Source organism: Actinocorallia libanotica, from assembly GCF_039525175.1.
Classification (GTDB): Bacteria; Actinomycetota; Actinomycetes; order Streptosporangiales; family Streptosporangiaceae; genus Actinocorallia; species Actinocorallia libanotica.
This window is the reverse complement of sequence record NZ_BAAAHH010000030.1, coordinates 1-10,031: the sequence shown is the minus strand read 5'-3', so window position 1 is coordinate 10,031 and position 10,031 is coordinate 1. Positions and strand designations below refer to the sequence as shown.

The 10,031-nt window shown below is 73.7% G+C and carries 12 protein-coding genes; 4 read left to right on the top strand and 8 right to left on the bottom strand.

Going from position 1 to position 10,031, the window contains the following annotated elements; all coding sequences use genetic code 11:
* Positions 1–26: 26 nt before the first annotated feature.
* Together ABD140_RS29275 and ABD140_RS29270 are read right to left on the bottom strand one after the other, a co-directional pair.
* The gene (locus tag ABD140_RS29275; protein WP_344244258.1) at positions 27–992 is read right to left on the bottom strand and encodes a serine/threonine-protein kinase; all 966 of its coding nucleotides are present in this window, start codon (positions 990–992) and stop codon (positions 27–29) included.
* A gap of 8 nt (positions 993–1,000) precedes the next feature.
* The gene (locus ABD140_RS29270) at positions 1,001–1,795 is read right to left on the bottom strand and encodes an NUDIX hydrolase (RefSeq protein WP_344244257.1); all 795 of its coding nucleotides are present in this window, start codon (positions 1,793–1,795) and stop codon (positions 1,001–1,003) included.
* Between the two features lie 131 nt (positions 1,796–1,926).
* On the opposite strand from ABD140_RS29270, the gene cutA reads away from it, so the two are divergent.
* Positions 1,927–2,286, top strand: a complete 360-nt coding sequence (gene cutA, locus ABD140_RS29265; RefSeq protein WP_344244256.1) for a divalent-cation tolerance protein CutA — start codon at positions 1,927–1,929, stop codon at positions 2,284–2,286.
* Between the two features lie 70 nt (positions 2,287–2,356).
* Entirely contained in the window at positions 2,357–3,196 is an 840-nt protein-coding gene (locus ABD140_RS29260; protein WP_344244255.1) for an oxygenase MpaB family protein, read from the top strand.
* 133 nt (positions 3,197–3,329) lie between these two features.
* Here ABD140_RS29260 and ABD140_RS29255 read toward each other — a convergent pair whose 3' ends face one another.
* Positions 3,330–3,614, bottom strand: coding sequence for a metal-sensitive transcriptional regulator (locus tag ABD140_RS29255; RefSeq protein ID WP_344244254.1), 285 nt, complete (start codon positions 3,612–3,614; stop codon positions 3,330–3,332).
* Between the two features lie 113 nt (positions 3,615–3,727).
* Between ABD140_RS29255 and ABD140_RS29250 the strand changes: the two genes are divergently transcribed.
* Positions 3,728–3,928 carry a heavy-metal-associated domain-containing protein gene (locus ABD140_RS29250; protein ID WP_344244253.1) on the top strand — a complete coding sequence of 67 codons (201 nt, stop codon included), beginning with the start codon at positions 3,728–3,730 and terminating at the stop codon, positions 3,926–3,928.
* Positions 3,929–3,936: 8 nt separating this feature from the next.
* On the opposite strand, the gene ABD140_RS29245 is transcribed toward ABD140_RS29250, so the two are convergent.
* The 5 genes from ABD140_RS29245 to ABD140_RS29225 form a co-directional block, all read right to left on the bottom strand.
* Positions 3,937–4,524: a histidine phosphatase family protein gene (locus ABD140_RS29245; RefSeq protein WP_344244252.1), complete on the bottom strand. Its 588-nt coding sequence runs from the start codon at positions 4,522–4,524 to the stop codon at positions 3,937–3,939.
* Between the two features lie 10 nt (positions 4,525–4,534).
* Positions 4,535–5,665, bottom strand: a complete 1,131-nt coding sequence (gene ald, locus ABD140_RS29240; RefSeq protein ID WP_344244251.1) for an alanine dehydrogenase — start codon at positions 5,663–5,665, stop codon at positions 4,535–4,537.
* 51 nt (positions 5,666–5,716) lie between these two features.
* Positions 5,717–6,844 carry a glycerate kinase gene (locus ABD140_RS29235; protein WP_344244250.1) on the bottom strand — a complete coding sequence of 376 codons (1,128 nt, stop codon included), beginning with the start codon at positions 6,842–6,844 and terminating at the stop codon, positions 5,717–5,719.
* A gap of 149 nt (positions 6,845–6,993) precedes the next feature.
* The gene (locus ABD140_RS29230) at positions 6,994–8,385 is read right to left on the bottom strand and encodes an NCS2 family permease (protein WP_344244249.1); all 1,392 of its coding nucleotides are present in this window, start codon (positions 8,383–8,385) and stop codon (positions 6,994–6,996) included.
* A 52-nt stretch (positions 8,386–8,437) separates the two neighbouring features.
* On the bottom strand, positions 8,438–8,740 hold the full coding sequence (locus tag ABD140_RS29225) for a hydroxyisourate hydrolase (protein WP_344244248.1): 303 nt from the start codon (positions 8,738–8,740) through the stop codon (positions 8,438–8,440).
* A gap of 81 nt (positions 8,741–8,821) precedes the next feature.
* Between ABD140_RS29225 and ABD140_RS29220 the strand changes: the two genes are divergently transcribed.
* Positions 8,822–10,031, top strand: a 1,210-nt coding sequence (locus ABD140_RS29220; RefSeq protein WP_344244247.1) for a PucR family transcriptional regulator, incomplete at its 3' end; no start/stop codon positions are given.

The window sequence follows — 10,031 nt, the reverse complement described above, 5'->3', positions numbered from 1 at the left end:
GAGGGTTCTCCTTGTGTCGCGGGGGTTCAGAGGGCGAAGGGACGGAACTTGCGCGGCCCGTACAGGCGCTCCAGGAGCTCGTCCAGCTCCTCCAGAAGGCGCCAGGCGTCCGAGGGGCGCTTCTTCTGCGCGGGCAGGGTGCAGCCTCGTGCGAAGTTCCGCAGCGGGTCCGGGATCTTCGGGCCCATCAGGTAGGTCATGCAGCGGGCGGCCAGGAACAGGTCGGTGGCAGGGGAGGCGGGTTCGCGTCCGGGCACCTCCGGCGGGTACCAGGACGCCCTGTCGCTCACCAGCGCAGGCACCCGTTCGCCGGGATCGGCGGAGGCCGACACCGAATAGCACCAGTCGACCAGTACGAGGCCGTGCTGCTCGGGGTGGATCAGCACGTGCTCGGGCAGCACCGCACCGTGCAGGACGCCCGCCCGGTGCGCGAAACCGAGCGCCACGAGCAGCCTGCGCCACATCCAGGCCGCGTCCCGCGGGTCCACCCCGTCCGGGCGGGCCTCCCTCACCTCGGCGAGCGTGTGGAAGCCCTCCAGGCGGGCGAGAACGTTGCCGCTGCGGCCTTCGTAACGCAGGTTCTCCACCAGTTCCGGCACGTACGGCAGGAACTGGGGGTCGCCGTCCTTGCGCAACCGCCGCAGCGCGGTGGCCTCGCGTTCCAGCAGGTCGTTGTCGGCCGGGTCGCGGGGAAGCTTGAGGATGGCGGAGCCGCCGTCGCGGGTGAGCGCGAACAGGTCGGCCAGGTCTCCTCTGGCCAGCTTCGGTCCCACCTCGTAGCGGTGCTTCCGAGTGGTGATCGTCACCGTCTCCCCGCGGCCGTAGGAGCGCCATTTGGCGGCCAGCCGGGTGAACGCCGTACCGTCGGCACCGGTGTCGGGGTGCAGCAGGCGGGCCATCCGGTGGTAGACGCGCACGGCCTCGGCCGGGTCGGCCCCGAAGATCTCCGCGGCGGGGCGGTCGAGGAGCGCCAGCACGGTGTCCCTGTTCATGCGGGCTCCTATCGCAGGTCGTCCTCGCTGCTGGGCCGCAGCAGCGCGGGGTGCAGCAGGCGGGCGTCGCCGGCGCGGTAGAGCCGGGCGCGGGGGCCGCCTCGACGGCCGCCGGTCGGGGTGGTGTCGCCGGTGCCTTCGACGAAGCCGGGCACCGACAGCACCTTGCGGTGGAAGTTGCCCGCGTGCAGGGGCTCGCCCCAGACCGACTCGTAGACCGCGCGGAGCTCGGGGATGGTGAAGGACTCACCGAGGAAGGCGGTGGCCAGCGGGGTGTATTCGAGCTTGGCGCGGGCACGCTCCAGCCCGTCGGCGAGGATCCGCGCGTGGTCGAAGGCGAGCCTGCGGGTGGTTCCGGGCGCCTGGGAGGCGGCCGCGGTCAGCCGCAGCGCCTCGACCGGGATCCAGGAGGCGTCGGCGGCGTCGCTTCCGGCCTGCGGGTCGGGCAGATCCGGGCCGAACGCCAGGTAGGCCACCGAGATCACGCGCATGCGGGGGTCGCGTCCCGGCTTCCCGTAGGTGCCGAGCTGCTCCAGATGGACGCGGCCCAGCGCCTTGGTGGTCAGCCCGGTCTCCTCCGCGAGCTCGCGGGCGGCGGCCTCGCGCAGGTCCTCCTCGTCCTCGACGGCCCGGACGAACCCGCCGGGCAGCGCCCACCGGCCGGCGAAGGGGGGCTCGGCCCGCCGGATCAGCAGGACGTGCAGCACGCCGTCGCGAATGGTGAGCGCCACGACGTCCACCGTCACCGCGATCGGGTCGTAGGCCCGCGGGTCGTACTCGGCGAGGAACTCCTCTTCGCTCATCCCGCCACCTGTCCCTTCCCGGCTCCGCCGGTCTATCTCAAATTGAGTAAAACTCTAACTGAGAACAACATAACCCGGGGCGCGCGGGATGTCCAGCGGCTACGATCATCGGGTGGGGAAGGAGCCCTTTGATGGCGCAGGCTTACGTGCAGGTGACCACCACGGTCGACGAGCGGGCCGAGGCGGCCGAGCTGGCCGCCGTGGCGGTGTCCGAAAGGCTGGCCGCGTGCGCGCAGGTCCTCGGGCCGATCTCCAGCACCTACTGGTGGGAGGACGAGATCGAGACGGCCGAGGAGTGGATGGTCCTGTTCAAGACCACGGCCGACCGCTTCGAGGAGCTGGCCGGCCTGATCAACGAGCAGCACTCCTACGAGACGCCGGAGATCATCGCGACGCCCGTGGTGGCCGGGAGCGCCGACTACCTCGGCTGGGTCAGCGCGCAGACCGCCGAGCCGGCGCTCGAAGAGGACGAACTGGAGATTTTGGACTAGCGACCGTTTGGTCTTGCCGCGTCGCGGTGACATATCGCACCATAAGGCGTCGCTTGACTGAGGAGCCGCCATGGCCGCCGCGCAGGATCACGGGCTGTTCGGGCCGGGTTCGGTCACCTGGCGGATCATGGGCGAGCCGGTGCTCATGGTCGGCGGGTTCCGCGCGCTGCTGCTGCAGGCGCTGCACCCGCACTCGATGTGGGGGACGGCGCAGAACTCCGCGCTGATGGACGCCGACGCCGCCTGGTCGCGGCTGGGCCGCACGATCGAGTTCGTGGGCGTGCGCACCTGGGGGAGCACCCAGGAGGTCGAGCGGGTCGGCCGGCGGGTGCGCAAGCTGCACTCCAAGCTGAGCGGCGTCGACCGGCGGACCGGCGAGGTCTTCCCGGTGGACGACCCCGAGAACCTGCTGTGGGTGCACCTGGGCGAGGTCGACTCCTACCTCGACGTCGCGCGCCGCGCCGGGGTCGGGCTGTCCCGCGCCGACTGCGACCGCTTCGTGGACGAGCAGCGCCGCGCCGCGGCCGTCGTCGGGCTCGACCCGGCGGAGGTCCCGGGCTCGGTGGAGGAGATGTCCGACTACTACCGGGCGATGCGGCCGCACCTGTACGCCTGCGACGAGGCGAAGCAGGGGCTGCGGCGCCTGCTGAACCCGCCGGTGCCCCTGCCGTACGCCGCGGCGCTGAAGCCGATCGCGCCCCCGCTGGCCGCGCTGGTCGTCGCGACGCTCCCGCGCTGGGCGCGGCGGATGTACGGCCTCCCGGGCCTGCCGACCTCCGACCTGGCCGCGACCGCGGCGCTGCGCGCGCTCCACCGCTCGACCCGGCTGGTGCCCGCCTCACTGCGCTACCCGCCGGAGGCCCGGCGCGCCCGCGACCTGACCGCGGAGACCCTCGACCACGCCGCCTGAGCCCGCGACTCGACCGCGGTGGTGCTCGGCCGCGTCGCGGGGCGCGCGGGCCGTCCGCAACGGGTGCTCGGCGCACCGCAGAAGCCCGTGAGCCGACCACGGCGGCGCCGGACCGCGCCGGGGGAGGGCGGGGTCAGCCGCGGCGCATGAGCCTGCCGACGGCGGCCATCAGCTCCTCGGACATCTCCTCGCTCTTGCCCTCCGCGGCGCTCTTGGTGACGCAGTGCCGCACGTGGCCGTCGAGCAGGCCCAGGGCGACCTTGTCCAGGGCGGCCTGGATCGCGCTGATCTGGGTGAGGACGTCGATGCAGTAGCGGTCCTCGTCGACCATGCGCTCGATGCCGCGCACCTGGCCCTCGATCCGGCGCAGCCGGGTCTGCAACTGGTCCTTGGTCGCGGTGTAGCCGCGGGTGGTCATGGCGGGCCTCACAATCGCCGGGCGGGGTGGTGTACAGACTACCAACCCCCAGGGGGTATGATCTGTTCCTGTCGATATACCCCTACGGGGTATCCCTATCGGAAGGAGTACCCGTGTCCGAGCGCACCTACACCGTCCAGGGCATGACCTGCGGCCACTGCAAGGCCTCGGTGACCGAGGAGGTCGGCGAGGTCTCCGGCGTCACCGGCGTGGACGTGGACCTGGAGAGCGGCAAGGTCGTCGTCAGCGGCGAGGGCTTCACCGACGACCAGGTCCGCAAGGCCGTCGAGGAGGCCGGCTACCAGGTCGTCTGAGCCGCGGGCTACGCGTCCGGCGGGACGTTCCAGGAGGTGAAGACCTCCCGGCCGTGCTCGAAGCCCAGCGTGCAGGTGGTGCCCGTGCGCAGGGCGAACAGCCTGCCGTGGTCGGCGGGCAGGCCCAGCCAGCGGGCCGCCAGGACGCGCAGCACGTGCCCGTGCGCCACCAGCGCCACGTCCCCCTCCGCCAGGAAGGGGCGGGCCGCCGCGATCACCCGGTCGCAGCGCGCGCCGACCGCCTCCACGCTCTCGCCCGGCGTCCTGCCGGGGACGATCTCGTGCGTCCAGACCGCCCACCCGGGGATCTCCTGGCGGATCTCGGCGGTGGTGCGGCCCTCGTACCCGCCGTAGTCCCACTCCCACAGGTCCTCCAGCGGCTCGGCGTCGCCGAGGCCGACCAGCCGCGCGGTGGTGCGGGCGCGCAGCGCGGGGGAGCAGAAGGCGCGGACGACGTGGCGCGCGGCCACCCGCGGGGCCAGGGCCGCGGCCTCCTCCTCGCCGCGCGGCGTGAGGGGGAGATCGGTCCGTCCGGTGTGCTTGCGCACCCGGCTCCACTCGGTCTCCCCGTGGCGCAGGATCAGCAGTTCCCCCATGGGCATCACGTTACGGGACTCCGGGCCCTTCCAGAAGCTCCGAGAGCGGGGTGAAGGGGAGCCCGTGCGCCTGCGCGACACCGGGATGGACGAGCCGGCCGGCGTGCGTGTTGAGGCCGCGCGCCAGCGCGGGGTCCGCCCGCAGCGCCTCCGCCCAGCCCCGGCCGGCCAGGGCCAGCGCGTAGGGGAGCGTCACGTTGGACAGCGCGTACGTCGAGGTGTGGGGCACCGAGCCCGGCATGTTGGCGACGCAGTAGAAGAGCGAGTCGTGCACCCGGAACGTCGGGTCGGTGTGGGTGGTGGGGCGGGAGCCCTCGAAGCAGCCGCCCTGGTCGATGGAGACGTCCACCAGCACCGAGCCCGGCCGCATCCGGCCGACCAGCTCGCGGGAGACCACGGTCGGCGCCTTGGCGCCGGGGACGAGCACCGCGCCGATCACCAGATCCGACCGGAGCGCCTGCCGCTCCACCGCGTAGGCGCTGGAGACCAGGGTCCGGATGCGCGCCCCGTAGCGCGCCTCGACCAGGCGGAGCCGGTCGACGTCCACGTCCATGATCGTCACCAGGGCGCCCATCCCCGCGGCGATCCGCGCCGCGTTCAGGCCGACGACACCGCCGCCCAGCACCAGCACGTCGGCGGGCGAGACCCCGGGGACGCCGCCGAGCAGCACCCCGCGGCCGCCGTTGAAGCTCAGCAGGTGGTGCGCGCCGGCCTGCGCGGCCAGCCGCCCGGCCACCTCCGACATCGGCGCCAGCAGCGGCAGCGCCCCGCCGGAGGTCTGCACCGTCTCGTAGGCGATCGCGGTGACCCCCGCCTCCAGCAGCGCGTCGGTGCACGCGCGGGAGGCGGCCAGGTGCAGGTAGGTGAAGAGCACCTGGCCCTGCCGCATCCGGTGGTACTCGGCGGCGACCGGCTCCTTGACCTTGAGGATCAGCTCGCCCTCGGCCCACACCTCGTCGGCGGAGGCGGTCAGGACGGCGCCCGCCCGCGCGTACTCGCCGTCCGGCAGGGCCGAGCCGGCGCCCGCGCCGCGCTCGACGAGCACCTCGTGGCCCGCGCCGACGAGCGCGTGCACCCCCGCGGGGGTGACGGCCACCCGGTCCTCCTGCTCCTTGATCTCGCGTGGAACGCCGATCCTCACCGCATCGCCCCCAGGGTCAGCCGCGTACCCCAGAAGGGTTCCCGCTCCCGCTCACAGCCACTCCTCGGCGATGGCGAAGGTCAGGCGCTCCAGGAGCGGGCCCGCGGCGCTGATGCAGCGTTCCACATCGGGCTCCAGATCGGTGAGCGGATAGGCGGCGCTGATCCGCGCCCGGCGCAGCTGCTCGCCGGTGAGCGCCCTGCGGCCGCAGACGGCCACCACCGGGACGCCCGCGCGGGCGGCGGCGCGGGCCACGCCCACCGGCGCCTTGCCGCGCAGGGTCTGGGCGTCCAGCGAGCCCTCCCCGGTGATCACCAGCCGGGCCCCGGCCAGCTTCTCGGTGAAGCCGAGCAGGTCCAGCAGGTAGGCGATGCCCGGTTCGACCCGGGCGCCGAGGAACGCCAGCGCGGCGAAGCCGACACCGCCGGCCGCGCCCGCTCCCGGACGGTCCCGGGCGGGCCGACGCACCGCGGCCTCGGCCAGGTCGGCCCAGCGGCGCAGCCCGGCCTCCAGCGTCTTCACGCCCTCCCGGTCGGCGCCCTTCTGCGGCCCGTAGACGGCGGCGGCGCCCTCCCGGCCCAGCAGCGGGTCGTCGCCGTCGGTGGTGACGACGACCTCCAGGCCGCCCAGGTCGTTGAACCCGCGCAGGTCCAGCGCGTGCAGCCGGCGCAGCGCCGCCCCGCCGGGCGGCAGCCGGTTGCCGCCGGCGTCCAGCAGCCGGGCGCCCAGCGCCTGGACGAGCCCGGCGCCGCCGTCGGTGCAGGCGCTGCCGCCCAGGCCCAGCACGATCCGGCGGGCGCCGCCCCGGGCCGCGGCCAGCAGGAGCTGGCCCGCGCCGAGGCTGGAGGCGCCGAGCGGCCGAAGCCGCCCCTCCGGCAGCAGGTGCAGCCCGGCGGCCTCGGCCAGCTCCACCACGGCGGTGTCGCCGCGGACGGCGTACCCGGCCTCGACCGGCTCTCCCGTCGGACCCGCGACCCGTGCCGAGCGGCGGGTGAAGCCGGCGGCGACGGCGGCCTCGACCGTGCCGTCGCCGCCGTCCGCGACGGGCAGCATCACCAGCGGGACGCCGGGCCGGTGCCGGGCCAGCCCGGCCGCGAGGCGGGCGGCCGCCTCGGAGGCGCTGAGCGAGCCCTTGAACTTGTCCGGGGAGATGAGGACGTGCCCGGTGGGTGAGGCCACCACATGCCTTTCTGGCCGCGATTCGCAGGGGATGGCATCCATTGAAGCCCACCCGGCCGCGTCCGCAGGGGAGAGTGGCCCAGCCGATATGGAAACGGCTACCCGGAGCCTCTTGCCAAGGCGCCGGGCAGCCGTTCTCAGCGGTTCGCTCAGATGCCGAAGAGCCGCTGCAGGGGATCGAGCGCGAAGAAGACGGCGAAGACGGCGGTGATGACCCACAGCAGCCAGCCGGCGCGGCGGCCCAGCGCGGTGCGCACCACGGTGTAGGCCACGACGCCGGCGCCGATGCCGGTGGTGATCGAGTAGGTGAAGGGCATCATCACGATGGTGACGAAGGCCGGGACGAGCATCTCGGGGTCGGACCAGTCGATCTTCGCCACCTGGGCCATCATCATCGCGCCGACGATCACCAGCGCGGGCGCCGCGGCCTGGGCGGGGACCACCGAGGCCAGCGGGGTGAAGAACAGGGTGAGCGCGAACAGGCCGCCGGTGACCAGGTTGGCCAGGCCGGTGCGGGCGCCCTCGCCGATGCCGGCCGCGGACTCGACGAAGACGGTGTTGGCCGAGGAGCTGGTGAGCCCGCCCAGCGCCGCCGAGACGCCGTCGACGGTGAGGATGCGGCCCAGGCCCGGGACCTGGCCCTTCTCGTCGGCGGTGCCGGCCTCCTCGCTGAGGCCCACGATGGTGCCCATGGCGTCGAAGAAGCCCGACAGCACCAGGGTGAACAGCACGACCAGCGCGGTGACGACGCCGGCCCGGCCGAAGCCGCCGAAGACGTCGACCTGTCCGAACAGCGACAGGTCGGGCATGGCCAGCAGCTGGTCGGGCAGGTGCGGCGTCACCAGGCCCCACTGCCCCTCGGGGACGGTGGCCACGGCGTTGATCACCACGGCCAGGACGGTGCCCGCGACGATGCTGATGAGGATGGCGCCGGGCACCCGCCGGGCGTGCAGCACGAACATCAGCAGCAGGGTGAACACGAAGACCACGATGGGCCAGCCGCGCAGCAGCCCGCCCTGGCCGAGGGTGAGCACGGTGCCCTCGCCGGAGCTGACGAAACCGGCGTCGACCAGGCCGATGAGGGCGATGAAGGCGCCGATGCCCGCGGTGATGGCGTACTTGAGGGCCAGCGGGATGGAGTCCATGATCATCTGCCGGACGCCGGTGACGGCGAGCAGCACGATGATCACGCCTTCCAGCACCACCAGGCCCATCGCCTGCGGCCAGGTCATCTGGGGCGCGGCCTGGTAGGCGACCACGGCGTTGATGCCCAGGCCCGAGGCGACCGCCATGGGGACGTTGCCGACCAGGCCCATGAGCACGGTGGCGATCGCCGCGGACAGCGCCGTCATCGCGGTGAGCTGCGGGATGGACAGCTGCGCGCCGGTGACGTCGGTGGCCCCGCCGAGAATGATGGGGTTCAGCAGCAGGATGTAGGCCATCGCCACGAAGGTGGTGATACCACCGCGGAACTCGCGGCCCACCGTGGTCCGCCGCTCCGTCAGAGCGAAACGCCGCTCCAACAGTGAACTTCCCGCCATTTCGGTCCTTTCATAAGTGCGTCGGCCGATTTCCGTAAACGGCCAACGCAGATTATGGCGTCACCAGACAGGTGGTGTACCCCGCGGGGGTCACCTGGAGTTCGATTCGATCACCCGGTGTGAACTCAAAAATGACCTGGATTTCCGGAAATTTCGTAGTGAAGTACTGACCGGCCGCCGCACGCGCCCGGTAGAGCCCGGCCTCGGCGACCGGGAAGACGATCTCCCCGGCGCCGCCGGTGGCGCCCTCCTCCACCGCCTGCCAGGTGTTCCCGTCGTAGCGGTCGAGGCGGACGGGCAGGTCGGCGGCAGGACGGCCGCGCACGGCGTCGAGGGCGCGCAGGGTGAGACTCATGTCCCTATCCTGCATGATTCGGATGATCCTCCAAACTTCCGCCACTAGCCTGTAGGGGTGAAACTCCGGGATCTTCTAGGTATGAGCGGTCTGGGGTTGCGGCTGCTGTCCGGCGGGCACGCGCTGGACCGCCCCATCCGCTGGGTCTACCTGACGGAGCTGCCGGAGGCCGGGCGCTACCTGTCGGGCAACGAGCTGGTGCTCACCGGGCTGATCGGCCCGCAGCTGCGCGAACGCCCCGAGGCGCTCGTCGACGAGCTGGTCGACGCCGGGGCCACCGCGTTGGGCGTGGGGCTCTCGGTGCAGGACGAGGTGCCCGAACGGGTCAGGGAGGCGTGCGAGCGCGTCGGCCTCCCGCTGGTCGAGGTGCCGCGCGAGGTGTCGTTCGCCACCATCAGCGAGGTGGTCACCCGGCGGCTCACCGCCGAGCGGGCCGCGGGCCTGGCCACCGTGCTGGGCCGGCACCGCAGGCTGATCTCCTCGGTGGCCGAGGGGTCCGGGCTGGCCCGGGTGTTCGAGCTCACCCGCGCCGAGCTCGGCCGGTCCTGCTGGGTGGTCTCCTCGACCGGGCGGGTGGTCGTGGGCCCCGGGCGCGAGCTGCCCGGCGCCGAGGGCCTGGCCGCCGAGTACCTCTCGGCCGACCGGCTCCCGCACGTGGTGGCGCGGCCCGGCGGCGCCACCCACACCCTGCTGCCGATCAACACCAGGGCCGCGCACCGGGTCGCCGGATGGTTCCTGGTCTGCGAGGGCGCGCTGGTCGACGTGCCGGAGGAGAGCCGGGAGTCGGCGTACGAGCTGGCGGCGCTCACCGCACTGGAGCGGGCGCGCCTGGCCGAGGGGCACCGGGTGGAGCGGCGGCTGCTGGACGCGCTGCTGGACCCGGGGGTGACCGAGCCGAGCGAGGTCGCCGCCCGGATGCGCGCCTGCGGCCTGGACCCCGAGCGCCGGTTCGTCGCGGTGGCCTGCGCGTTCGGCGGGCCGGGCGAGGCCGAGCCGGGCGACGCGGTGGCGGTGCTGCGCGAGCTGATGCCCGAGGCGGCGGCGGTGACCGCGCTGGAGGACGAGGCGGTGACCGTCGTCCCCGCCGACGACCCCGGCCTGGTCGAGCAGCTGCGCGCCGGGGCGGCGCTGCTGGAGACGGCGCTGACCCGCGAGCGGCTGACCGTCGGCGTCAGCGGCCCGGCGCCCGGCCCGTCGCTGCTGCGCGGCGCGGTGGAGGAGGCGCGCCACACCCGGCGGCTGGCGGGGGCCCGCCGCGCCCGGGGCGCCCACCTGGTGACCAGCGACGAGA